At 59.0% G+C, this 23662-nt stretch carries 17 protein-coding genes and 3 pseudogenes; 15 read left to right on the top strand and 5 right to left on the bottom strand.

The window, feature by feature from the left end; all coding sequences use genetic code 11:
- Positions 1-5: 5 nt before the first annotated feature.
- From ABIB90_RS02475 to ABIB90_RS02450, 6 genes are all read left to right on the top strand, one after another.
- Positions 6-836, top strand: a complete 831-nt coding sequence (locus ABIB90_RS02475) for an ABC transporter ATP-binding protein (protein ID WP_354200108.1) — start codon at positions 6-8, stop codon at positions 834-836.
- On the top strand, positions 833-1651 hold the full coding sequence (locus ABIB90_RS02470) for an ABC transporter permease (RefSeq protein ID WP_354200107.1): 819 nt from the start codon (positions 833-835) through the stop codon (positions 1649-1651). The genes ABIB90_RS02475 and ABIB90_RS02470 overlap by 4 nt, the downstream gene beginning before the upstream one ends.
- Positions 1651-2640 carry a 2-hydroxyacid dehydrogenase gene (locus tag ABIB90_RS02465; RefSeq protein ID WP_354200106.1) on the top strand — a complete coding sequence of 330 codons (990 nt, stop codon included), beginning with the start codon at positions 1651-1653 and terminating at the stop codon, positions 2638-2640. Before ABIB90_RS02470 ends, ABIB90_RS02465 begins: the two co-directional genes overlap by 1 nt.
- Positions 2640-3332 (top strand): AprI/Inh family metalloprotease inhibitor, encoded by a 693-nt coding sequence (locus ABIB90_RS02460; protein WP_007597798.1) that lies wholly within the window; start codon positions 2640-2642, stop codon positions 3330-3332. The genes ABIB90_RS02465 and ABIB90_RS02460 overlap by 1 nt, the downstream gene beginning before the upstream one ends.
- 124 nt (positions 3333-3456) lie before the next feature.
- Positions 3457-3864, top strand: a complete 408-nt coding sequence (locus ABIB90_RS02455) for a YciI family protein (RefSeq protein WP_007597797.1) — start codon at positions 3457-3459, stop codon at positions 3862-3864.
- A 31-nt stretch (positions 3865-3895) separates the two neighbouring features.
- Positions 3896-5173 carry an RNA polymerase sigma factor gene (locus tag ABIB90_RS02450; protein ID WP_354200105.1) on the top strand — a complete coding sequence of 426 codons (1278 nt, stop codon included), beginning with the start codon at positions 3896-3898 and terminating at the stop codon, positions 5171-5173.
- On the opposite strand, the gene ABIB90_RS02445 is transcribed toward ABIB90_RS02450, so the two are convergent.
- Positions 5170-6558 carry a peptidoglycan-binding protein gene (locus ABIB90_RS02445; RefSeq protein ID WP_354200104.1) on the bottom strand — a complete coding sequence of 463 codons (1389 nt, stop codon included), beginning with the start codon at positions 6556-6558 and terminating at the stop codon, positions 5170-5172. The two genes, ABIB90_RS02450 and ABIB90_RS02445, sit on opposite strands and share 4 nt — an antisense overlap.
- 253 nt (positions 6559-6811) lie before the next feature.
- Here ABIB90_RS02445 and ABIB90_RS02440 point away from each other — a divergent pair, with 253 nt between their 5' ends.
- Both ABIB90_RS02440 and ABIB90_RS02435 read left to right on the top strand, forming a co-directional pair.
- Positions 6812-7186, top strand: coding sequence for a hypothetical protein (locus ABIB90_RS02440; protein WP_354200103.1), 375 nt, complete (start codon positions 6812-6814; stop codon positions 7184-7186).
- Between the two features lie 162 nt (positions 7187-7348).
- Entirely contained in the window at positions 7349-7669 is a 321-nt protein-coding gene (locus ABIB90_RS02435) for a YMGG-like glycine zipper-containing protein (RefSeq protein ID WP_007597793.1), read from the top strand.
- Here ABIB90_RS02435 and ABIB90_RS02430 read toward each other — a convergent pair.
- Positions 7666-7833, bottom strand: a pseudogene (locus ABIB90_RS02430) (JAB domain-containing protein); the annotation flags it as partial. The gene ABIB90_RS02435 and the pseudogene ABIB90_RS02430 sit on opposite strands and share 4 nt — an antisense overlap.
- Before the next feature lie 314 nt (positions 7834-8147).
- Here ABIB90_RS02430 and ABIB90_RS02425 point away from each other — a divergent pair.
- Both ABIB90_RS02425 and ABIB90_RS02420 read left to right on the top strand, forming a co-directional pair.
- Positions 8148-9206 carry a hypothetical protein gene (locus ABIB90_RS02425; RefSeq protein WP_354200102.1) on the top strand — a complete coding sequence of 353 codons (1059 nt, stop codon included), beginning with the start codon at positions 8148-8150 and terminating at the stop codon, positions 9204-9206.
- Positions 9207-9501: 295 nt separating this feature from the next.
- Positions 9502-13845, top strand: coding sequence for a hypothetical protein (locus ABIB90_RS02420; RefSeq protein ID WP_354200101.1), 4344 nt, complete (start codon positions 9502-9504; stop codon positions 13843-13845).
- 416 nt (positions 13846-14261) lie between these two features.
- Here ABIB90_RS02420 and ABIB90_RS02415 read toward each other — a convergent pair whose 3' ends face one another.
- Positions 14262-14750 (bottom strand): hypothetical protein, encoded by a 489-nt coding sequence (locus ABIB90_RS02415; protein WP_354200100.1) that lies wholly within the window; start codon positions 14748-14750, stop codon positions 14262-14264.
- A 120-nt stretch (positions 14751-14870) separates the two neighbouring features.
- On the opposite strand from ABIB90_RS02415, the pseudogene ABIB90_RS02410 reads away from it, so the two are divergent.
- From ABIB90_RS02410 to ABIB90_RS02400, 3 genes and pseudogenes are all read left to right on the top strand, one after another.
- Positions 14871-15173 (top strand): annotated as a pseudogene (locus ABIB90_RS02410) (IS110 family transposase); the annotation flags it as partial.
- 548 nt (positions 15174-15721) lie between these two features.
- A complete protein-coding gene (locus tag ABIB90_RS02405; RefSeq protein ID WP_354200099.1) occupies positions 15722-18436 on the top strand; it encodes an HPr family phosphocarrier protein in 2715 nt (904 codons plus the stop codon).
- 771 nt (positions 18437-19207) lie between these two features.
- Positions 19208-20131, top strand: coding sequence for an IS5 family transposase (locus ABIB90_RS02400; RefSeq protein WP_354200098.1), 924 nt, complete (start codon positions 19208-19210; stop codon positions 20129-20131).
- A 187-nt stretch (positions 20132-20318) separates the two neighbouring features.
- Here the strand turns inward: ABIB90_RS02400 and ABIB90_RS02395 are convergent.
- Positions 20319-20531, bottom strand: a pseudogene (locus ABIB90_RS02395) (IS630 family transposase); the annotation flags it as partial.
- Between the two features lie 792 nt (positions 20532-21323).
- Positions 21324-21539 carry a helix-turn-helix transcriptional regulator gene (locus ABIB90_RS02390; protein ID WP_247452832.1) on the bottom strand — a complete coding sequence of 72 codons (216 nt, stop codon included), beginning with the start codon at positions 21537-21539 and terminating at the stop codon, positions 21324-21326.
- Between the two features lie 359 nt (positions 21540-21898).
- Between ABIB90_RS02390 and ABIB90_RS02385 the strand changes: the two genes are divergently transcribed.
- Positions 21899-22294, top strand: a complete 396-nt coding sequence (locus ABIB90_RS02385) for a hypothetical protein (protein WP_354200097.1) — start codon at positions 21899-21901, stop codon at positions 22292-22294.
- Positions 22295-22355: 61 nt separating this feature from the next.
- Positions 22356-23545, top strand: a protein-coding gene (locus ABIB90_RS02380; RefSeq protein ID WP_354200096.1) for an IS3 family transposase whose coding sequence is annotated in 2 segments (ribosomal slippage) — positions 22356-22605 and positions 22605-23545 — 1191 coding nt in all. Because the reading frame shifts where the segments join, the coding sequence is not laid out codon by codon here.
- Positions 23546-23662: the final 117 nt, after the last annotated feature.

Raw genomic sequence — 23662 nt, 5'->3', positions numbered from 1 at the left:
GGCCGATGTCATCAGTCCAAACGTCGGCGGGGGTCGAGGCCGGCCTGACGGCCCTGGCTGTCAGCCTGCGCGGCGTGACAAAGACCTATGATAACGGCGTGCTGGCGCTCGGCCCGCTCGATCTTGCGGTGCGCAAGGGCGAGTTCATCTCGCTGCTCGGTCCGTCAGGTTGCGGCAAGTCGACGGCGCTGCGGCTGATCGCGGAGCTCAGCGCGCCGTCGTCAGGAATCGTGAGGCTGGCGCGTCGCGAGGGCGGACCCCAGCCAGGTCATGTTCAACCAGGTCATGGCATCGGCTTCGTGTTTCAGGAACCGACCTTGATGCCCTGGACCAGCGTGCGCGAGAACGTGCGGTTGCCGCTGAAGCTCGCAGGCGTTCCGAAGGCGGAATCGCGCGCGCGTGCCGACGAGGCGCTGGCAAGCGTCGGGCTTGCCGATTTCGCCGACGCCTTTCCCCGCGAGCTCTCCGGCGGCATGAAGATGCGGGTGTCGCTGGCGCGCGCGCTCGTCACAGACCCAGATATCCTCCTGATGGATGAGCCGTTCGCGGCGCTCGACGAAATCACGCGCTTCCGCCTCAACGACGATTTGCTCGCGCTGTGGCGCAGGCTCGGCAAGACCGTCATCTTCGTCACGCATTCGGTGTTCGAATCCGTCTATCTGTCGCAGCGCGTGGTAGTCATGACGGCGCGGCCGGGCCGCATCCAGGCCGACTTCCGCATCGAGACGGTCGAGCCGCGTGGCGAGGAGTTTCGCACTTCAGTCGCCTATTCCGATTATTGCCGGAAAGTGTCGGCGGCGCTGGCGCCGTCCTATGCAGGGCAGTCGACGCTATGAACGCGCAAGCTTCCGTCACGGCGAGGCCGTCCGGCGCAAAACGCGCGGTGCGCTTCGTGCTGCCCGTCATCGTGTTCGCGGCGGGCCTGCTCGCCTGGGAGCTCGTGGTCCGCATCAAGGACATCCCGCCTTACGTGCTGCCGGCGCCCTCGGTCATTTTCCTGACGCTGATCAAGGATTGGGCGGTGCTGTCACAATCGCTTGCCGCGACGCTGCTGACCACGCTTGAAGGTTTTGTCGCGGCCAGCATCGGCGGCATCGCGCTGGCGCTGCTGTTCAACCAGTCCAAATGGGTGGAAGCATCGCTGTTCCCCTATGCCGTGGTGCTTCAGGTTACGCCTGTCATCGCGATCGCGCCGCTGCTGCTGATCTATCTGGAGCAGCAGACCGCGGTCGTGGTCTGCGCCTTCATCGTCGCCTTCTTCCCGGTGCTGTCGAACACTACGCTCGGGCTCAATTCGGTCGATCGCAACCTCGCGGGCCTGTTCCAGCTCTATGGCGCCTCGCCGCAGCAGACCCTGCGCTTTCTCAAGCTGCCGGCGGCGCTGCCTTATATTCTCGGCGGGCTGCGTATCGCCGGCGGCCTGTCGCTGATCGGCGCGGTCGTGGCCGAAATCGCGGCGGGAACGGCCGGCGCCGGCTCCGGGCTCGCCTACCGTATCGCAGAATCCGGCTACCGCCTGAACATACCCCGCATGTTCGCAGCGCTGCTGCTGTTGTCGCTGGCCGGGATTGTCATCTATGGGGTGCTGGCGCTAGTTTCCCACCTCGTTTTACGGCGCTGGCACGAGAGCGCGCTTGGAAAGGACAACTGATGACCACCGGTTCGATTTCGTCCGAAAAGATCGACCTCCTGATTTATGGGCCGGTCCGGCCGATCCTCGAGAACGGGTTTTCCGATCATTTCGTCGTGCACAAGGCGGAGACGTGGGGGGATCTCGAGCGGCTGACGCCGGCAATCCGCGAAAAGATCCGCGGCGTGGCGGTGACCTATCACACCGTGCGCGCCGACAAGAATTCGCTGTCGCAATTGCCCAAGATCGAGATGGTGGCGAGCTTCGGCGTCGGCTACGACCACGTCGATGCCAAATACGCCGCCGAGCACAACATCATCGTCACCAATACGCCCGACGTGCTGACCGAGGAGGTCGCCGACGTCGCGATGGGCCTTCTGATCTCTACCGTGCGTGAGTTCATCAAGGCCGACCGATATGTGCGCTCCGGACTCTGGCAGACCCAGAACTATCCGCTCAGCGTCGGCTCGCTGCGCGACCGCAAGGTCGGCATCGTCGGCATGGGCCGGATCGGACAGGCGATCGCACGGCGGCTCGATGCCTCGCTGGTGCCGGTGGTCTATCACACCCGCAATCCGTCCAAGGACGTCGCCTACAAGCATTACCCCGACCTGATCGACATGGCGAAGGCAGTGGACACGCTGATGGTGATCGTGCCCGGTGGCGCCAGCACCAACAAGATGATCAACGCCGAGGTGCTGAAGGCGCTCGGCCCGCGCGGTGTGCTGGTCAACGTCGCGCGCGGCTCGGTGATCGACGAACCGGCGCTGGTCCAGGCGCTCAAGTCCGGCACCATTCTTGCCGCCGGCCTCGATGTGTTCGCGGCCGAGCCGAACGTGCCGGACGAGCTCAAGACCATGCAGAACGTGGTGCTGCTGCCGCATATCGGCTCGGCCTCGGTGGTGACGCGCAACGCGATGGATCAGCTCGTGGTCGACAATCTCAAGTCCTGGTTCTCAGGCAAGGCGCCATTGACGCCGGTTGCGGAAACGCCGTTTAGGGGACGCTGATGGGAGGTCTTCGGGTCCTAGCATCTGTGATCGCGGCATGCGTTGCCGCGATCGGCATCGCGCAGGCGCAGGATACAACGACCCTGAAGAAGGAGATGCCCGGGCAGTGGGAGCTCTCGACCACTGAGCGCAGCAAGACCTGCGTCGTCACGCTCAAGGCGGACGCCGCCGCTCAAGGCTTCAAGCTCGAGCTGGAGCCGGCCTGCAAGGCCGCGCTGCCTTTCACCAAGGACATCGTCGCCTGGAGCGTCAGAGGTCTCGACATCGTCCGCTTGCAGGATTCGAGTGGTGAAGCCGTGATCGACTTCACCGAGGTCGAGGCCGGCATCTTCGAGGGCCTGCGGCAGGGCGAGGGCGTCTACATCCTGCAGGACCTTGCCGCCGCCCGCTCGATGGCAAAGTCGATGGACCAGATGATCGGCGACTGGTCGATCGTGCGCGGCAACGGCCAGCCGGTCTGCGGGCTGACGCTGACCAACACGGAAGCCGGGCCGGACAATTTCCAGGTCTTCCTCAAGCCGAAATGCGATGCGGCGATCGCGCAGTTCAACCCGACGCAATGGCGGCTCGACCGCGGCCAGATCATCCTGCTGTCGAAGGCCGGTGAGGCCTGGCAGTTCGAGGCCGACGACAACGCGCAATGGCGGCGCGTCCCCGATACCGCCGATCCCCTGATCATGCTGCGTCAGTAGCGTTCGCCCGGCCTCGCAATTTTCCCGTTCCTGATGTCGATCCGGCGCCGGCTGGATCGTCATCCCAATAGCGAGCTGATTTCGCGGCCGAACTGGCCGCGTCTCGCCTCAACAGGAGTTTTGCATGCGCTTCATGTACATCGTTACTTCTCCGAAGCCCCTGGCAGGGCCGTCCCCGGCGCTGGCGGAGGCGATGCAAAGGATTTCCGAACGGGAGATCAAGGCCGGCCGGATGCTCGATAATGGCGGCCTGATGCCGCTTGCGACCGGCGCGCGGGTGTATGTCGCTGACGGCGAGCTCAGCGTCATCGACGGCCCGTTCGTGGAGGCCAAGGAGGTGATCGGCGGCTATGCCATTTTCGAATTGCGCGACAAGGACGAGGCCCTGGCGATGGCCAAGGAATTCATGCAGTTGCACCTCGACCACATGCCGGGCTGGGAAGGCACCTGCGAATTGCGGGCATTCGCGACGCCGGGCGTGGACGTGGCCTGTGAGGTCAACGCGCGTGCAGGGGTCGCCGCCCACGCCTGATGGACAACTCCGCTCGTCTCCTTCGGCGGCGATGACGGCCGCCGACACCGACATCGATCGTGTCATCCGCGCCACTTGGCGCGTCGTGCAGCCGCGGCTGATAGCCACGCTGTCGCGGATGCTGCGCGACGTGCCGCTGGCGGAAGAGCTGACCCAGGACGCGCTGGTTGCGGCGCTGGAATCCTGGCCCATCGTCGGCGTGCCCGAAAATCCCGGCGCCTGGCTCATGACCGCTGCCAGGCGCCGCGCGCTTGATCATTTGCGCCGCGGCAAGATGCTCGCGGAGAAGCACGACATGCTGGCGCGGGACATGTTGCAGGAGCAGGCGACCGTGCCGGATTTCGATGCCGCGCTCGACGACGACATCGGCGACGAATTGTTGCGGCTGATCTTCACGGCCTGTCATCCGATCCTGTCGCGCGAAGCCCGCGCGGCGCTGGCGCTACGCATGATCTGCGGCTTGACCACATCGGAGATTGCGCGCGCCTACCTCGTGCCGGAAGCAACGATCTCGCAGCGCATCGTCCGCGCCAAGCGAACGCTGTCGGAATCCGGCCTCGCCTACGAGACCCCGAGCGGCGAAGCTCTGTCGGAGCGTCTCGCCTCGGTGCTGGAGGTTGTCTATCTGATCTTCAACGAGGGCTATCTCGCGGCGCGGGGAGAGGAATGGTTGCGGCCGCAGCTCTGTGACGAGGCGTTGCGCATGGGCCGGGTGCTCGTCGGTCTGGCGCCGGACGAGCCGGAAGTTCACGGCCTCATCGCCCTGATGGACCTGAATGCTTCGCGTACGCGTGCGCGCACCGATGCGAATGGTGATCCCATTCTGCTGATGGACCAGGATCGCACGCTCTGGGATCAATTGCAGATTCGTCACGGCCTGCGGTCGCTCGAACGTGCCTGCGAGCTCGGCGGCGCCGGAGGATTTTACGCGCTTCAGGCCGCCATCGCGGCGTGTCATGCCACGGCGGCGGATTCTGCTGCAGGCACGGACTGGCGGCGCATCGCGCAGCTCTATGCCGCGTTGGCGCTTCTGGTGCGCTCGCCGGTCATCGAGCTCAATCGCGCGGTCGCGGTCGGCATGGCGGAGGGACCGCAAGCCGGGCTCGACGTGCTGGACGCAATCGCCGTCGAGCCGGCGCTGACGGCCTATCATCATCTGCCGGCGGTTCGCGGCGACTTCCTGCAAAAGCTCGGGCATCTCGCAGAGGCGCTGCTGGCGTTCGAGGCTGCCGCTACTCTTGCGACCAATGGGCGTGAGCGCGCGCTGATGCAGCGTCGCGCCGCGGCGCTGCGCGACCAGTGTCTCTAGGTCGTCGGCCTGGGCGGCGGCGCGGTGCCTTGGGCCCACTTCTCCATCTTGCCGAGTATGCCCCAGGCCGTGAGCGCCAGCGAGATCGGCATCGCGAACTGGCCGAGGCCCGGCACCGCCGACACGAGCGTCCCGAGCAACCCGGCAATGCCTCCCGCGTTGGGGCTCGCCGTCACCGACGAGAGCAGCGCCGTGATCAGCGAGCCGCCGATGCCGAGCGCAGTCTTCTTGCCGTCGAGCATCTTGCCGATGGTATCGCCGAGCGCGCCATTGACCTGGCCGAGGACAGGCTTGCCGTCCCGGTTGAGCAAGGTGCCGAGCAGGTCGACGACCTGCTTCAACTGGTCGACGGGAGCGGTGCTGGTCGGGGTGAGGGGGCCTGGCATGGGGGATGTCTTGTTGACGAGGGAGAAGAGCCGTTCGAACAGGCTGATCGGATCATTGGTGGCGGGCAGTGTATTGCCCGATGTAGTCGTTGCCGGCGTCACACCGCCGACCGGCGGCCGCAGCAATTGCGCGAGGTCCTCGAGCCGCTTCATGATCCGGGACACATCGCCGGTCGGTCCGGTGGGGGCCGACTGCGTCGCGCGCGTGAGGGCGGCGACCGTGGCGCCGTCGAGAAGTCCGGTATCTCTCAGGCCGTTCTGCTGCTGAAATTGCGAGACCGCGGTTCTGGTCTTCGGTCCGCTGATGCCGTCCTCGGCGAGCGGCGGATTGGCGCCGAGCTTGTTGAGCGCCTGCTGCATGAGAACGATCGTCGACGCCGCGTCGTCTTCCGGCTCCGCGCGGCTCGCGAATTGCGGGCTGTCGTCGAGGGTGATCGAGGAATCCAGCGACATCATGGCATGCAGGATTACCGCGGTGCCGAGCTGGGAATCGACGTGGTTCGAATCGAACACGTGATCGCGAACGAATTTGCCGGCCCTTGCCTCGGGCGGGCCATACAGCGTCGAACCGCCATAGAGATAGGGCGAATTGCAGCCCTTGGCGTGATAGCCGAAGCCGTTGAACGCTTCGAGCCGGAACAGAATCCGCGCGATCCCCCAGTCGTGAGCGCCGACGAAATTCTCGATCCTGAAGGCGTCTACGGCGCCGTCCACGAACGTGGCAAACGGACCGCGCCCCTTCGGAACGAGCGCCGTCACGCGATGAAGCGTTTCGCCGTTGCCGAGATAGGTGTCGAAATCGAAATTGGACTCGCGGTAATGGCAGAGGGCAGCGAAATGCCAGGGGACGCCGGTCAACCGTTCGATCTGCTGATAGGTCGCCTTGCCGTTGATGGCCTTGCGCGCGACCGCATTCGCGTCGGACAGGCGCGAAGGCCGGATCTCGAGATTGGACCAATTGCGCTCGTATTCGCTTTTCAAACTCTCGAATGAAATCATTTTCCGCTCCCACAATGAATGAACTATCGCAACTCCGCGTCAGACGAAGTGAACCGGGTGCCGTGATCAGGGCGTGAGGCCAGCGTGATCTCCCGCAAGTCTGGCAGGCCGCCGCGGCGCCGCGTGTGAAGTGGGTTACAACCTCGCCGGGAAAATGAGCGGCAGGACCGGGATCAGGGCGGCCGCCCGCGAGGGAACCGGCAGGGCCGCTGCCCCGTTAGCGACGCGAGACAGTCCGGCCAAGGAGCCCTGCATGTCCACGCGCGTCCTCGCGATCGGCATCGAACCCGGCAATGCGGACTACAGCGCATTCCCGCAGCTCACGCCGGAGCTCGTGCGCAACTATATCGATGCGCAGCTGCTGCGCCTGCGCGATCTCGGTTACGAGGTCACGAGTTGCCTGATCGATCTCGATGCCGCGGCGGAAGCCGCCGTCACGGCGGCGTTGCGCGAGGAGAATTTCGACTGCATCGTGATCGGCGCGGGGCTGCGCGAGCCGAAGGAGCGCCTGCTGCTGTTCGAGAAGGTGCTCAACCTCGTCCACCGCCTGGCGCCGGATGCGGCGATCTGCTTCAACACCACGCCGGCCGACACCGCCGAGGCCGTGCAGCGCTGGGTCGATGCATGAGATGAAGCATCCGGCCGCGCGGCGCACGCGGCATGGCCTGAGCCGCCTTCGAGCCGAGCCTCCGACGCCATCGCGAGACGTGCCGGGTCCCGGCATGGTGATTTTTCTGGTCCGAATCCGGTTGCGGCGCTATGACTCGTCTGACCACAGGGGAGGGCGAGCATGCTTCGAGGTCTTCGCATTGGAAGTTTCGCTATCGCGGCATGTCTGGCGGTCGTAATCGCGATGCCGGCTCATGAAGCGGCGGCGCAGGACGCAATTGGCGGTGCCATCCTCGGCGGCGTCGGTGGAGCGATCGTGGGTGGCGCCATCGGCGGAGGCCGCGGAGCCGCCATCGGCGCTGTCGTCGGTGCCGGCACGGGCGCCGCGATCGCCTCCGAGGGCGAACGCCGCCGCTCCGGCTATTACGCCTATCAGCGCGGCTGCTACATGCAGCGCCGGGACGGCTCCTATGTCCCGGTCGATCCGCGATATTGTTACTAGATCAACCGCATCCCGCGCAAACTCGCATGCCCGCTCTTGCCCACGATGATGTGGTCGTGGACGGCGATGCCGAGCGGCTTGGCGATGTCGATGATCGCCTTGGTCATCTGGATGTCGGCCTGCGAGGGCGAGGGATCGCCTGAGGGGTGGTTGTGCACCAGGCGTCGCATCGTCGTATCCATTTGTGCTTTCGACGTTTTTCGACCCGCTTTGCTCGGTAGGGGACGGAGAGTGGGGACTGTCGTCCGTGATTGTGCGTGATGATCCCGATCGAACACGATCGATACCATAGCACGCGTTTCGACCACGGCCGGCCTTCGCGCCTAGCCCGCACTGCCATAAGATCGAACATGGGAAAGAAGTTCGCGGCTGGAAAGCCAACACAGCTAGTTCCACCCAAGCTGCAGCTTCGATTGAAGGTAGCTGTCGAACCGAAATCTCAGATCAAAATGAAGGGGTCGACAAAAGACGATGGGGAATGCTGCGCGGGAAGATCATCAAAGAGCTTGGCGCGCGTTGCGAAATCTGCGGCGTGGCCGGTCGTCGTATTGATGTGGCTTCCCCGCTCGCACTCGGTATGCGATATTCTAAGCCCAAACTCGCAAATTCCGATCTCGCGGGGCGGAGTATGGAACCAAGCAACGCAACTATCGCGGCCGAAGGCAAGACCAAGACGGTTGTGGTTCTTATACACGGAATCAGAACGCAAGCTTGGTGGCAGAAGAGCGTCGCGCCGATTATCGAGAAGAAAACAGGCGCCACCGTTATTCCACTCAAGTACGGCTATTTCGATCTCGTGCGTTTTTGGTGCCCTTTTGGATTATGCAGAAATCCGCCGATTGAAAGACTGCGGAAGCAAATCGAAGGCATTCGTGAGCAATTCAAAGACTACAGGTTAGTCGTGTTCGCCCATAGCTACGGGACTTACGCGCTGTCCCGCATCCTGTTGGAGAATCCTTATTTCACCTTCCATAGAATCATACTGTGTGGCTCGATCGTACCCGAAGATTTCGATTGGAGGCGTGTGGATAATCAAATCCTCAGTGCGAACAAGCGAGACGGAATAATAAACGAATGCGGCCTGAAAGATGTGTGGCCCGTGATAGCTCGATCTATAAGCTGGGGATACGGCGCCAGCGGCACCTACGGATTTGGCTCCTTCAATGTTCGTGATCGCTTTCACGCGATCACTCATAGCGCCTTCTTCGAGCCGAGCTTTGTCAACAAATACTGGGTTTCTGCGGTCGCCGGAGAGGCGATCGAGTTCTCTCCGACCGACAGATCACGGGAAACGTCACCGGCCAGGTTCGCGCTATTTCGTATACCGTTGAGGTGGTTCTTGACCGGAGTGGTGGCTCTCGTCGTGGTCGGGGTACCGATCGCCGCCATTCTTGCAATTCTTCAAAGCAATTTCCTCGCGCTTCAACAGAAAGGGCCGCAAACGATATCCACTACTGGGTCTCAAAGTCCTATCGTCAAGGATAGCCATGGAGACGTAAGGATTGACTACAACAGCTCCGCCGAGCGTCGAAAATAAAGTGGCGTTACTCCTAGGCGGGCAGCGCCTATTCCGAAATGGCAACATCGTTGGGCAGCCGCGTCGTTATTCCCTGTGCTAGGGTTCTCAAGCGGCGGTCGAATTGGATCGCTGCCATCAATACCGGACAGGAACAACAACGTCAGATCTAGCGCGGGTGGTCGATGCGAGCAAGTCTCCATACTCGCCAGCCAGCTGCGATAGGTAAAAAGTATCTGACGCCGGCCTAAAGGCCGCGATTTTTGCGATAAACCAGCTTAGGTTGTCATCAAGTATTCTGCCACGGAGTATGAACATGGGTCTGCCGGTAAGAACCTCGGCTCTCATTATCTTCGTCGTACAGTGCTTTCTGAGTGCCGCAGTTGCAGCAACGACTCCGCCCCCCTCATCGATGAGCACCGCGGGAAATTGTAGCCCGATTGTTACTGATACGCACGGCAACGTGACGCTCAACATAAATTGCCCAAGCTACAGCGGGACGCGTTTGCAGCTGAGACTTCGCACCGCCGAAATCGTTCTCAAACGAACGCAAGAACTTCAACGGGATTTTTTCCGTTCCTCAGGGCCAACTTGGTCCGACTTTCAAGGTGGCTTTCACCCGTTCGCTGCAGAAGCGGCGAAATCAATCGCGACCGCCCTGGATAAGTATCGATTTCATGTCGTCGAAGGTGAGTTCTCCGCCTGGCGTGAGCAGTTCGTACGATTTCTTGGCTGGACATTGGCGACAAAGAACAGCCCGGTTTATTTTTCCGATGTTCGAGAGTGGGCCGTTAGCGACAACCTGGACCTCGACTGGGACCGGCTGGAATCATCATCATCTGTCATCATTTTGGAGAATGCCCATTATCATCCGGATATGGTGAGGGATCTGCTCTACCAAGTAGAAACCCGTACCAAACAGCTAAGGGTCATCGTATCTGTCGAGCCTACGATCAGGACCTTCTTGGAGCGCAGACCATATGGCGAAGATTTGTTCGTTTCTATGCCGCGTACCACAATCGTCGGCTCGGCAATCGCGAAGCAGCTGGTGAGGCAATATGCCGAGCTGGTGCTGCATCGGCCGGTTGGCACGCGAGTTGTTGCGGCATTCCTCGAGCTTGGCAGTGATGAGATGGTCGACTCGCAGTCTGACTACGATTTTCGGACTGCTCGGGCCCAGGGGGCGGTAAATGTTTGGCGAGTGGCAGCATCGCTTCGAAACTGGGATGGAAAAAGCTTGCCCGATACAAAAAGCAAGCCCGGCCCCATGGTTGGGGCTCTTGATGAGACTGTTGGGTCAATCGCGTCATCTAACACCGAGCTCGCATCGTTAGTCGCTACGGTGGCCTTCTTTTCTCACTACGGGGTTTCCCTACCCAGAGCTTTCTTTACAGATCGACTTGCCTTCAAACCTGAGGTGCTCGTTGCCGCACTGGAACGGGGATTGATAACCGTAACCGAAACGGGCGTCATTCTCGACTTGCCCGGGCTGTCCAATGTGCTTTTGGCAGCCATCACGCGCAACAAAGAGGTCGAATTGGAACTCGCTCGGCGGGTGGGATCTCCAGACATCGGCAACGCTTTGGTTCGCGAGGCCGTTCGTTTCGGCATATATGATTATGGTGCGTTGGTGATGAACTTGGCGGCGCGGCCACCCTCCATATGGGCTGTGAAACGAGCGGGAGCATTCGAGGCCGTCGCGAAGCTGATTGCGACCGATTCTTCGCCTGGAAGAGTGGGGCGGGCGCTTCTCGCCTTCCGGGCATCTGGCCAAAGGACCACTCGCGACATCGACTTGTCGGTCGATCAGCTACTTCAGTCGAGAGTCGCGACAGCTGCTGACGGACTTGTTCTCCTTCAGAGCATAAAACCAAGAGTAGGCGAGCTGCTCTCGGCGAATTCGTCTTTGAAAGAGGTGGCTTGGCTTATTGTGGGTATTCTTGAGACTGATCGCTCCGCTGCCGCGGACGCCGTAGCCGCGCTTCAAGTGTCGTTCATTGGCGAAAGAGTTTCACTTGAGGAAGATCTGGGAAAGATCGGAAGTCTCCTTTGGGCCCTTGAAAGAGCTGATCACAGCATCGCCGCACGCGTCGTGAGCGGGATGGATCGCGACCTATTCAGCGCTCGTGTGGCGGCAGAAGGCGCGGTCGCCAAGATCGGATGGTTTTTTGAAGTCGTTGCGTCGATTTCGCCGGCAGTAGCCGGAGAAATCGTCAATGGAATCGGAACTGACAAACTTCGAAAAGTTGATCAGGCCGTGGCGACCAATGATCTGGCCTCAGTTATGTGGGGACTATCGAGTGCCAGTCTACCCAAGGCGCAGCAGGTGTTCTCAACACTTGAGCTGTCAGACCTGGAATTGCGAATCCGGGAGGAGCAGCGGAGTCGCGGACTTGGCCTACTTTTACTTGCGGTCGCTCGCATAAACCCGAGCATGTCCACCGCTCTCGTTGACGCGATTGGCGCCGAGGAATTTCAGAAGCGAATACAGGCCGAAGAGGATCCGGTGAATCGAGCCCTCTTGGTTGCGGGCATTGCAGCCATCCGGTCAAAGACATCCGAAGCCATAGTGGCATCAAGTGCACGGGAGCTGGACCTCGAAATAAAGTTTCAGCGGCGCCAAGTACAGAAGTTCAGCACGATGTGCCCGTGGTGCATGGCCGCGGCGGCTCAAGCCAAGAACAGAGCCGAGAACCTTGACGATGCTTCAGCGTACTTCGCGTCAGCCTACGGCGCGAGTACGTCCGAAAACTTCCAAAACAATCTAGATGTACAAAGTCTCTTGCGCTTTCGTCGGTACGAACCAGATAGGTTATCGCGTGCGATCCGAGAGAGGCTTTGGGAGCATGTCGTTAGCCTCCACAACTCCGCCAAGCCGATCGAAAAGTCGGCAGTGGCGCAGATGCTTTTCAAAGCAGACGCAGGACGATTTCGCTCCTGGGTAATATCAGCTTCCTCGACCACCGACGGCGCCCATCCGTTGTTGGAGTGGTACGATTTCGAGCAGGATCGAGCGCGGAGTTATATCCAAACGAATTGGACGACCTTGTTGCGTCTCTATACCCGCACCAAGGAAACTGAGATGCAATACCGGCTGGCGCGGGTACTGTACGCATCGGACGGAGTCGCATTCAAAGCTTGGCTCCAGGAGGCCAGGACGGAATACCAAACAAACCCGTTCCCCGTATCACTGCTGTCGAGATTGGGTTCAGTCGAAATCACGCCTGCGACGGCGGCATGGATTCGAACCCGGAAAGAATTAACCCCTGAGGCAGCGCAGATCTTTTTCCACATTGCAACACCTTCCGATCTTAACGCCCTAGCCAAAGAGATTGGTTCCCATGATGCGACAAAGCGAGCCTTTGCGCGTAAACTTCTCGGCCATGGTCGCCCTGTTCAAACAAGGATCGAGAGCCTAAAGGAGGCTGCGACATTTCTGCGCTTCGCACTCGAAACTGTGCCTGAAGATGCAGCCCAACTACTTGTTGGAAAGACACCGATCGCTGAACTGATGAAATCTCCTGCGTCGGTCGCTCAAGCACTGCCCTGTGAGAGAAGTTGGTTGTATTCCGAGCAAAGTAAGGATCCGGACTTGAAGCCGGATGTTGGCGGCTTGATTGTCGTCCTGCGGCAGCTTCATTTTTTTTCTGCGCCAAACGCGGTTAAGCTGGATAGCTCGCAACTCGAAGAATGCCTTGTTACACTTTCGAATTGGGATCCGCGCCTTGGGGCCGAGTTCGCGCGAGCCGTTGGTCCGGATCGAGTTTTCAAATTGTTGGATGATAAGCACGATATCGCGGGGCTCGCCTCAGCCATCGATAGAAGCATACCCAGTGCTCGAACGAAATTGAGGAATTACCTAGCTAGCTCTTTCGCAAGGAATCCTGGACAGAGAATGATCGACTTAGAAGTTCTGTCAGAAAAATCTCCGGATCTTGCGAAAGAGATACTTGGTAGGTTCGACGATCAAACGTTGGCGAAGCTGCTTGGAAAGACAGAATTTGGGGACCTTGGGCGTGCCTTCAAGTTTTTTGCGATGATCTCAGCCGATCGCTCTCGCTCTGTGCTTCGCAACATGGGCCCAAGCTGGCTCGCGAGTCGCATAAGAGTCGAACGCAACATTTACCCGATTGAAGAAATTCTGAAGACGATCGAAGGGCTCGATCCAACCCTGACGGCAGCTGCCGTCTCTCAAATCTCGGTCGACGATCTGAAGGCCGCGCTCTTGGATAGGAATACCGACTTTTGGCCAAAGGAGGCCCTGGTAGATCTGGCCAAATTGGCTCCGGAACTCATTATCGATACTTTCAATGACCCGGACGTTCTTGGGAAATTCTATGCTAGAGGTCGTGAAACCTCATTTGTTGATTACTCAGGTGCAGCAGAGCTTCTGCGGGAGCTGCGCTCTACGAATGTAGCCGTGTGGTCTGCAATAATGGGGAAACTTGATATTGCCCGCCTTGCCGAGCTGATCAACGCCCAGTCCAAAAAAGGTGATTTACTCGAAGAGATCTACTTCCAGCCACTTCTTGATGAGCTCGCGCGATTCGACGCGCGCCTGCCCATCGAACTGGCGAGGCTCTCACCCGGGAGAATTGCGCCGGATAAGCTAGAAGATCTCGGGCGTGATTTTCCAGTGGCGGAAGAAGTCAACAAGTAAAACGTCGATGTGTAGTCCGCGCCCTGTCTTAAAATAAATGGATTTAGAGAACGGTTTGACCGGCGAGCGGTCGACAGCTGGGCGATGCGTGTTTTGCGCTAGAAGAGGACTGGCACCATTCGGGTTCCTGGCACGGTTGCTGGTTACGGTACAGGCCCTCAGCCCCAATTCCTGGAAATCAGGGTACGTCACAACTGCGCGATCAGTCAGTGGCTCCTACGGCTACAGCGTGGTCGTGATCACGGACGGTCTCTGAATGCAACGCGCGACTCGAATTTAGGCGTCATCGAATCGATGCTCCCATGCAACACAAGAGCTTGTCTTGTTCGTTGTCTCGTTGCGGATCGCATTCCGTCGGCGCACTACGATCGCAGAGGTCGAGTTGGGGGCCGCGCTCTTCGCGCGGCCCGATCCGATTATTGCGCCGGTACCTGTTCGTCGGTGTCGGCGTCCCACTGTTCGATAGGATGGGCCTGAGCCTCGTCGTCAAACAACTCCGACTGTTCGCCGTCCTCTGCGGAGCGGGTCTGCGAGGAGGTGACGACGCCCATCGTGCGTTGGTATGTCCTCGCCCAGACAACGATTTCGTCGTCGATCCGCTCCAAGAGTTGGCGCCAAGCTGCGCAGGTGCGCTGTTCGACGCCGCGCATCGACCAGCGGCCGACCATCATCGCCAGCCACCGCGCCGAGATCGGGGCCCGATCAACGGCGTCCATCGCCGTTCCGAGCGCGCTGACGCAGTTGTGGTAACGATCGAGTGGTTTTGCGCCCGGCCTCGGCGCGCGAGCCTTGCCGGGAGGCGGAAATTCGCCGCGCAGATAGATGTCGTTGACCATCTGGTCACCGGCACCACCATCGAGGCTCCGGACGTTGCCGTCCTCATCGGCTGCGCGAATATCGGCCAAAGCCGCCGGCACTTTGGACGACCTTTCCAAAGATTGATGGTGTGGAACGGCCCTTCGAACCGGCATCAAAATTGCCTAACGTGGTCGCGCAGAGAGGCGCCACAAAGGAAGGACCGTTCCATGGAGAAGATTATCACGGTGGGTTTGGATTTGGCCACGTCGATCTTTCAAGTTCACGGCATCGCCGAAAACGGGAAAGTCTTGGTTCGCCGCACATTGCGGCGATCCCAGGCTCTGCCCTTCTTTCGGAGCCTACCAGCTTGCTTAGTAGGCATGGAGGCCTGCGCGAGTGCACATCACCGGGCACGCGAGATCGCGGCGCTGGGCCACTCTGTCCGCATGATGCCGCCAGCCTACGTGAAGCCTTACGTCAAACGAAACAAGACCGACGTGGCGGATGCTGAAGCCATTTGTGAGGCGGTCAAGGTCGTATCGGTGGCGCTCGCCAATAAGATCGCGCGCACCATCTGGGCCTTGCTGGTCAGAGGCGGCGTCTATCAGGCGCCGGCTGCAATGCTGAAAACCTAATCTTAAGAGCTCTCCGGCGGAAGAAGAAAGCTGCCGAGGAGGCAAGGTGCAAATCTGGATGAACCCCCGAATGACGACATTCCCGGTAGCAATCAGACCGCCTGACTCACTGCGCTTCGAGCGCGAGAAATTGATTGGGCGATTGCTTCCGCGGATATCATCGTGGCCAGCGGCCAGGCGCCGCGTTCACAGGCCGAACATATGACCGCACCGTCATCCCTTGTTCAACCCAGAGAAAGATCTTGCAGCCCGGGCCGTTCCACATATGAGTCAGACCTAGTCCGAAGTAAGGGCTTCTCGAAGTAACGACTCTGTTTGACCCCCGCCTGAGGGGGCGGCGCTGGGCGACCTGTCACCAGAAGTTAGTTGCAGTTGACTACTTGCAATCCCTGATGGTTAGGAAATTATAGGGTTGTCTGAGATTGGCTTTGAGGGCAGCGAGCATGATTTTCGAGATCATCGGCCAACAGCTGGCGTCTTTTGGCACGAAAAAGGCATTTGAGTTGGTGCTAGATGCTCTCAATGGGGTGATCAATAACGAACGCGCATTTAATTTTGCCCAGGAAGAATTGCGCGAAGAATATGAGGAAAGATTGTTGCCGGCGTCCTACGAACACGTTGTCACCAACCTTCGTCTGACGCGTAATGATTTCGTCCAATATTTTCGCTCAAAGCCAACGCAATCCCTGGTCGACCATCTTCGTAAACAACTTTGGAAGCGATCGGAATCCTGGGTCTACAATCGACCAGAGGATGGAGTTTTTGGTTCGCTCGTTGATGGCTTCCTAGACGCATACCAGCGGTACTTTCTATCAAACGACCCTCTTCTCGCAACGCTTGGCGTCGCCGAGACCTCGAAAGAAATTCTGCAGACCGTGATGGAAATCCGAGAGTCGCTGCGTGCCTCCCAAACAACTGCCGCAACAGACGTAAGCCGGAAGGCCCACCCCCTCTCGATATCCAGGGAGGTTAGATCATTCTTGACTGTCCTGAATATTCCCTTCGAGATTATCGAAGAACGCTCCGACAAGATCGACATAATGGTTATCGATCCGTCCAGTGTATTTCCAAATCGTTTCATTCTGTGTGTGCGAACCAGAGTGGATCGTCTTGAGGATATCGATGCTATCGTAGAACTTTCGAAGGCACACACCAGCGTCTCGAACGTCCTCCTCGTCTCGGTTGCCCCGATTACGTATCAGATAGCAGAATCGGCGGAGCGTCGCCGAATTTCTGTCAACAGCTTCGAGGAGTTCAAGGAATCGTTCTTCAAGCTCTCGCCACTGGAGCGCTACGTTGTAGGCTCGCTCGCGTCACGCGCTCTGGCTGAGAGCCTGAATGTGCATGATATCTATATTGCGCCAGATGCGATTCCAGTCGTTCCAGGCGATCAAATGGAGCAGCGCTTTTTCGACACCCGAGACCCGGCTAAGCAGCTTGTGGAAACTTTCATAGAGGATGAGACGGCAAATATTTTGTTTGTCCTCGGGGCTTACGGAAGCGGTAAGTCGGCCTTTTGTGCCTATCTGATGCACAATCTCCAACAGAAGAACGTAATGCCAGTCTACTTTGCTTTGCGTCAGCTTCGGCATGCCGACGACCTGCCTAAGATCGTTACCAAGGCGGAGCAACTCGCCAAGACCTTGGGAGACGGAACGCAGAGGGCGCTCATAATACTAGACGGATTGGACGAATTGCCGAATGCGATGAACGGTGAGCAGAAGAAGCAAAACATGCTTCGAATACTGGAGGCGGCAACCCGCGCGGACAAATTGCTGATAACGGCTCGTACCTCATATTTCCGTGGAATTGAAGACTTCTGGCTTTTATTTAGGAGGCCACAAGACAGTTCAATCTGGAATGAGATGGCGAAGTTCATCCCGGAGGGAGGCCGGCGCCCAAGTGTCGGCGCCATAATTCTTCGCGAGTTCAACACCGATCAGATCGAAACCTACATCCAGAAGTTTGCAGAGAGTCACCAGCTGGAAAAGTCATTTGCGAACGATTTTCTCTCTCAGATGAAGTCGCACGATTTCGGCTTCAACTATCTGATGCTTGCCCGTAGCCCGCTGTACTTGTTTCTCCTTGCACATAGCCGGCCATGGGCCAGCAGGGATGTACGCTGCCTTGCCGACGTATTCTCTCTTTTTGTGAGGTATTGGCTAGAACGCGACATCGAGAAAGGACGATCACGCTGGGCCTTCACCACGGACGATCGACTTGACTTCATGGAAGAAATCGCCTGGAAGATGTTTCAAGAAAGGCGGCACGCGCTGACGTTCGCTGAATTCGATGGATGCGTTCGGACCTTCATCGGACCCGGCGCTAAGGACGATGACTACATTTCATTAGCGCTCGACCTGCAAACGACAGGTATTTTCAATTCGTTCGGGAACATTATCCAGTTCTTTGCGCCAGGCTTTCTGGATTTTTTTGTCGTTCAACGCTTTGTCTATGAGCGGTTCGGCGAGATTAAGCCGAATCGATTGCCGAGCATCGACCAAGCCTCCATGTGGGCCGGGTTGGCGGAGACCCACCAGCGGGGGGTTAAGTCTGCGAGTGGAAAGTATCTGGAAAGCATTGGGGTGCAGAACCTCTCCGAGTTTACAGGGGCGATTTCGCTTGACCCCGGTCGGATCATCTATCACTTGCCCTGCAACGACTGGAATTGGCCTTTCTTGAATTCAATCCATGATTACCACAAGGATGATCCCAGGCATTCACCAACGAACGTTCGGATCATCATTAACGCCGTTCTGAATAGAGTCGAAGCTGACACTTGGGCGGAAATACGTGTTTGCGTCGCGAATCGAAGGGGGCTCCACGCGAGGGCATCCGCAAAAGTCTGCCAATCCTACGAGAAGTGGATGGAAGATTTTGTCGGTCGAGAAACTCCCATTGTAACGGCGCGGCGTGGCGAGGAGTCGGTTGGGCTTAACAGCATTATGGGGTTGATGATGCTTGCTGCCGGGCCCGGCACCACAATAGTTATCGAATATAGCAAGTGCACCCGCGGTGAGGTCGAAGTGCTTCTGGAGCGGATAGGGTGCCAACGGAGCGGTGAGCCTGGATTATGGTGGGGCGACTTTGATAACCCGCTACCGGCTATGTGTGATTCTGACGCACTCGTGGAACCGTTCAATCCCCGCCGGACCTGAATAGCCGCCGCTCAAGGCCACGAATCAATTTAGAAGCCCGATACGGCGCCAATTGCTTCTATATCGAAACGTCATGGGCGCGATCCGCTCGCCTAGCATCTGAGCAGTCCGACTCAGCCTACTCCGTAAGCTTTAGCCCAGACCATGAGCATCCGTGAGAGCAATATCTCGACCCTGCGGCGCTACAGCTCGTCAACCCGTTTAGTACCGACAAAGCTGGGGCATTCAAGATGATCGTTTTCTTTCCCGTCTTGCTCGCAGGTAACAAGAGGAGGCCGCGTTCGAAGTCACCTGTTTCCCTTTGAGATGAAGAATCTCTCGGAGCCGAGCACCTGTGAAAAGGAGAAGCCGGTGAGCTTGATAAGGCGTTCCCTTGAGTTTGCTATGGAGGCGTTGAGGGGATGTGTGGGATACAACCATCCAGCGCCGACAGCCGTTAGTAGGTGTTTGTTCCCCGCCTCCTCACCGCAGTGACGATGATAAGCTTGTCGACTTCAAGCAGTTCGTAGAGTATTCGCCACTCTCCAACGCGACGCCGCAAGGGCGTGTGTCCCACGGAGAAATTTCACGTCACCTGAGAATGGATTCGCTGCCAATTCAAGTAGTCGTCCGTGAACAAGGTTCTAAGCGATTGAGCAGGAGTCTCTTTTTCGGATTCGAGGCGGTTTGAGATTGCAGGGAATGGGAGGTTGAAGCCGCCAAACCCTGCAATTTCGCTTTTGGATTCCCTTTCCCTGCGGACCATGATTCTGTGGTGCATCGGAGGGAACGATGCGGCCGAAGAAGCACAGGACGACGGGATCGAACGATCTGTTCCGGGCGCGGCTGGACCAGATCATCAACATGAAGCACGAGTTGGTTCTGCTTGCCGGCAAGATCGATTGGGACTGGATCGACGGCGAGATCGCGCCGCTCTACAGCGAGAACGGCCGGCCGGGGATCGAGACCCGCTTCATGATCGGGCTGTTGTTGCTCAAGCATATCTACGGGCTGTCCGATGAGGGGGTGTGCGAGCGCTGGGTCCACGACCCTTATTTCCAGTTCTTCACCGGCGAAGAGTTTTTCCGGCACGCTTTCCCGCACGAACGCTCGGACCTGAGCCATTGGCGCAAGCGGCTCGGCGACAAGCTGGAGCTGCTGCTGGCCGAGAGCCTGCGGGTGGCGCACGAAGCCGGCGCCTTACGCAGCCAGGACCTCAAGCGCGTCACGGTCGACACCACGGTGCAGCCGAAGGCCATCACTTTCCCGACCGACGCCAAGCTGCTTCATGCGGCCATCCAGGGCCTCAACCGCCTGGCGAGAAGGCACAGCGTCAGGCTCCGGCAATCCTATTCTCGCGTGGCCAAGGCCGCTGCGATGATGGCGGGCCGCTACGCCCATGCCAAACAGTTCGGGCGGCATCAGCGGCAGTTGCGTATCCTGCGCAGCCGGCTGGGCCGGATCATCCGCGACATCCGTCGCAAGATCGAGGGCCAGCCAGCCCTCGAGCCCATCATCGGCCACATGAAGACCGAAGGTCACCTCGATCGCTGCTACCTCAAAGGCCGTGCCGGAGACGCCGCCAACGTCATCCTCTCAGCCGTCGGCCACAACTTCCGCCGCATCCTAGGCTGGCTCAGAGAACTCTTGTGCCTGTTCCTGGTCCGACTATGCCGCGTGCTGGCCGGTCCAGCCCCGCTCAATTCGCCTTCTTAACGGACGACCAAGTAGGGTGCGATCTATTGAGTCGTCGGCAGGGAGGCGACGAATTTCGCGCTTGGCGCGGCTAACGATCACCAAGCCCCATTTCATGTTGGAGTTGATCTAGTGTCCTGAACCAGAAGTTCGCGACATTGGGTTGTGTTTTGCCGGGGCATTGTATCGGCAGAAGCGTTCGATGGAAGATGGAAGCAAGGATGTCATCGGCGGACTTAGTCCATCGGAACGGTTTTGGATCGGCCTTGTGTCGGTCGATGAACGAAGTGATGTCAGCCCTGAGAGCGGCGACGCTGCGATAGTTGCCGCGCCTGATCTTCTTGTCGGTGAGGAGCGGGAAGAAGCGCTCGACCTGGTTGAGCCATGACGAACTGGTCGGGGTCAGATGCACGCTCAGACGCTTGCGGTAGGGATCCAGTGGGCCATTGTCGGATGCCTCGTTCTCTACGCCATGTGGGGCGCTCATCCTCTATTGTTCCGAGGCGCATTCAGCGGGCAGCAATGCAATGTTCTCGCCTGGGTGGGCCTCGTCGCAGTCACGCAGAACATCGTGAGTTCACTACTCAATTCGCATCCGTTCGATTTTTACCAGGGTTGGCTCTACCTGTTTGCAGTGGTGATGATAGGAGGACAACTGCAACGACAGCAAGCGCCGCCCAGAGCCAACGCCGACCGGGATCGCTCATGATACGGCGTTCTCTGTTGCAGGATAATCAATCCTCGATGCCGCGCATCGCCCTTTTGCTTGGAGCACGCTGGATTACCAACGAGTCTACAACACGTTCTGCGAACTCTCAAAGATAGGACAAGAATTGAAGACGCCAGAAGCTCGCTCGAAGTGAGTGCTCAGCTCAACGCCGCCTTCTCCGCGACGAGTAGTTGGTCATGGCCGGAAGGCCGTCGGGGAAATGGCGTCAGCGTCGAACCGACTTTCGATGTGGGCGTTGGTTTGACGGTACACCGCCGAGCACGCAAAAACGGAGCGCGGTTGGCGAGTGGCGACTTAAAGGACGTGAGGCACATCGTGCGCGCCTCGGAAATTCTAGCTCATGCGGGTCGTGTGACGACCAATGATCCCTCTCATGGATTATCTAGCGCCCACTATCTTTCCGAGCACAGCAACCGAGTTGTGGTCTCGAGCATACCAGCGGATCGCGTCGGCACGTTCGAGCGCGATGTTGTTGATCTCAAGCTAGCTTACGTCCCGCTGTTTCGACTCACTACAAATCACCAGATTTCTCCGATCCCATGCGTCAAGCTCGTCCACCGGGTATAAGACCGCTTTGCCGATCTTGATGTATGCAGGGCCAGTTCGCATCGCGCGCCAATTCCGCAGCGTACCCACAGTGACCTCGCCACGGTATCGTGCAGACACTTCCTCGGGGGTAAGGAATTTGGCCTCCGTCATTCGTCATCTCCATCACTCCGCCGCACCAGACGTCACGGTCGAGATGGCTGAGATGTTGGCACTCAGAATGACGGAAGAAAACGATATTCTCGATGACCCCGCATAGCTCGCGTCAAACGCGGACGAGTTAGCGCGTCGACCATCGTTGATAGTCGCGAGATGGCGTAAGGGAGTGTAGCAAAAATACTTGCGCCTCTCGGCTGTCAATCGGCCCTTTAATTGCGGATTGATGTCAATTCTCTTTTTGAAGCCATTCGGCAAGACGGTAGCGCTCGACCCGACGGAGCGGGTCGGGGTTGCGGAGACGCTCCGATGCAATCGAGAAGATTAACTGGTACGCCATGCGGTGGAAAATCGAGATGTTCCCCAAGATCCTGAAATCGGGCTGCAGGGCGGAAGACTCAAAACTGCGGACCGCGGAGCGCCTCGCTAATCTGATGGCGGTCTTCTGCATTCTCAGCTGGCGCGTCCTCTGGCTCACCATGCTCAATCGCACGGCCCCGGACGCGTCACCGAAGATGGCCTTGACGGACACCGAGATCGCATTGCTCGATGAACTCATCAGCGACGTTGGCAATCGACGACGTCGCCCTGGAACCCTCGCGTTCTACTTGACCAAACTTGCACGATTGGGTGGCTACCTGGCCAGGGCCGCCGATCCGCCACCCGGAAATGTTGTCATCTGGCGCGGACTCTCCAGACTCACCGATATCGAACTCGGCGCCGAAATCGGAGCAGCTGGAAATGTGGGTTGACCTTGCCCCGCGGGCTTAATCCAGTTTGAAGTTCGTTCTGGCCCAAGACAAGGACCAGAGCATGAAGCGCAATCGCTTTTCGGAAGAGCAGATCATCGGGATTTTGAAGGAGCACGAGGCTGGGATCTCGGTCGCCGATCTCTGCCGCAAGCATGGCGTCAGCGACGCCAGTATCTACAAGTGGAAAGCTAAATTCGGCGGGACGGATGTCTCGGAGGCTAAGCGGCTGCGGTCGCTTGAGGACGAGAACACGAAGCTGAAGCGCTTGCTGGCTGACGCCATGCTGGATAATGCGGCGCTCAAGGATCTCCTGGGAAAGAAGTGGTGACGCCCGCGAGGAAGCGGAAAGCTGTCGCTCATCTGGTGGATGCCCACGGGATGAGCGAACGGCGGGCGTGTAAAGCCATCGGCTACTGCCGCACGACCATGAGATACCAGACGACCCGGGCAGACGATGCCGGCCTTCGCCAGCGCATGAAGGCGATCGCCCAGGAGCGCCGCCGCTTCGGCTACCGGCGCTTGCATGTCCTGCTCAAGCGGGAAGGCTACGTGATCAACCACAAGAAGCTATTCCGGCTCTATCGAGAAGAGAAACTTGCGGTACGCCGCCGAGGTGGTCGCAAGCGGGCGATCGGGACCCGCGCTCCGATGCTGGTTCCGATGGTCCCCAACGACCGCTGGTCGCTCGACTTCGTATCGGATCAGCTCACCGACGGCCGCCGCTTCCGCATCCTGACCATTGTCGATGATTGCACCCGCGAATGCCTGGCGCTGGTGGCCGACACCTCGCTCTCCGGCACCCGCGTGGCGCGGGAACTGGACCGGCTGATGATCCAGCGTGGCAAGCCGAGGATGGTGGTCAGCGACAATGGCAGTGAACTCACCAGCAACGCCATTCTGACATGGGCAGATCGCTCCCGCGTCGAATGGCATTACATCGCACCGGGCAAACCCATGCAGAATGGCTTCATCGAAAGCTTCAATGGGCGGCTGCGGGATGAGCTGCTGAACGAGACGCTGTTCACGTCGTTGGCCCAGGCGCGCGTTGCTCTTCGATGTTGGCGGGTCGATTACAACGATCGACGACCTCACTCGCAGCTCGGGTGGAAGACGCCGTCCGAATTCGCCTTCACTTGCCATCCGCGACGGGATCTGGCGCTACGCTATGCCGAGGGCTCCGCGCCAGCTCCCGTCGCTACCACCGCCCAACCGGGCAAATCCAGCAGCCGGGGCGAACTCAGGACTGGATAAAACTTGGGGGCAAGGTCAGGGTAATTGAAAGCTTCGCCGGATGCTTACTTAAAATGTCTCGGCGACGCGTTACGTGTGAGTCAAATCGACTCAGGTAAAGCGCAATTTCACCGAGTG

It is taken from the genome of Bradyrhizobium sp. JR4.1 (assembly GCF_040548605.1).
Lineage (GTDB): Bacteria > Pseudomonadota > Alphaproteobacteria > Rhizobiales > Xanthobacteraceae > Bradyrhizobium > Bradyrhizobium canariense.
The sequence above is the reverse complement of the archived record's forward strand: the minus strand, read 5'-3'. Positions and strand labels throughout refer to the sequence as shown.

Coding starts and splice junctions, on each gene's coding strand:
- ABIB90_RS02475 (WP_354200108.1), top strand. CDS start 6: ATGTCATCAGTCCAAACGTCGGCGGGGGTCGAGGCCGGCCTGACGGCC.
- ABIB90_RS02470 (WP_354200107.1), top strand. CDS start 833: ATGAACGCGCAAGCTTCCGTCACGGCGAGGCCGTCCGGCGCAAAACGC.
- ABIB90_RS02465 (WP_354200106.1), top strand. CDS start 1,651: ATGACCACCGGTTCGATTTCGTCCGAAAAGATCGACCTCCTGATTTAT.
- ABIB90_RS02460 (WP_007597798.1), top strand. CDS start 2,640: ATGGGAGGTCTTCGGGTCCTAGCATCTGTGATCGCGGCATGCGTTGCC.
- ABIB90_RS02455 (WP_007597797.1), top strand. CDS start 3,457: ATGCGCTTCATGTACATCGTTACTTCTCCGAAGCCCCTGGCAGGGCCG.
- ABIB90_RS02450 (WP_354200105.1), top strand. CDS start 3,896: ATGACGGCCGCCGACACCGACATCGATCGTGTCATCCGCGCCACTTGG.
- ABIB90_RS02445 (WP_354200104.1), bottom strand. CDS start 6,558: ATGATTTCATTCGAGAGTTTGAAAAGCGAATACGAGCGCAATTGGTCC.
- ABIB90_RS02440 (WP_354200103.1), top strand. CDS start 6,812: ATGTCCACGCGCGTCCTCGCGATCGGCATCGAACCCGGCAATGCGGAC.
- ABIB90_RS02435 (WP_007597793.1), top strand. CDS start 7,349: ATGCTTCGAGGTCTTCGCATTGGAAGTTTCGCTATCGCGGCATGTCTG.
- ABIB90_RS02425 (WP_354200102.1), top strand. CDS start 8,148: ATGCTGCGCGGGAAGATCATCAAAGAGCTTGGCGCGCGTTGCGAAATC.
- ABIB90_RS02420 (WP_354200101.1), top strand. CDS start 9,502: ATGGGTCTGCCGGTAAGAACCTCGGCTCTCATTATCTTCGTCGTACAG.
- ABIB90_RS02405 (WP_354200099.1), top strand. CDS start 15,722: ATGATTTTCGAGATCATCGGCCAACAGCTGGCGTCTTTTGGCACGAAA.
- ABIB90_RS02400 (WP_354200098.1), top strand. CDS start 19,208: ATGCGGCCGAAGAAGCACAGGACGACGGGATCGAACGATCTGTTCCGG.
- ABIB90_RS02390 (WP_247452832.1), bottom strand. CDS start 21,539: ATGACGGAGGCCAAATTCCTTACCCCCGAGGAAGTGTCTGCACGATAC.
- ABIB90_RS02385 (WP_354200097.1), top strand. CDS start 21,899: ATGTTCCCCAAGATCCTGAAATCGGGCTGCAGGGCGGAAGACTCAAAA.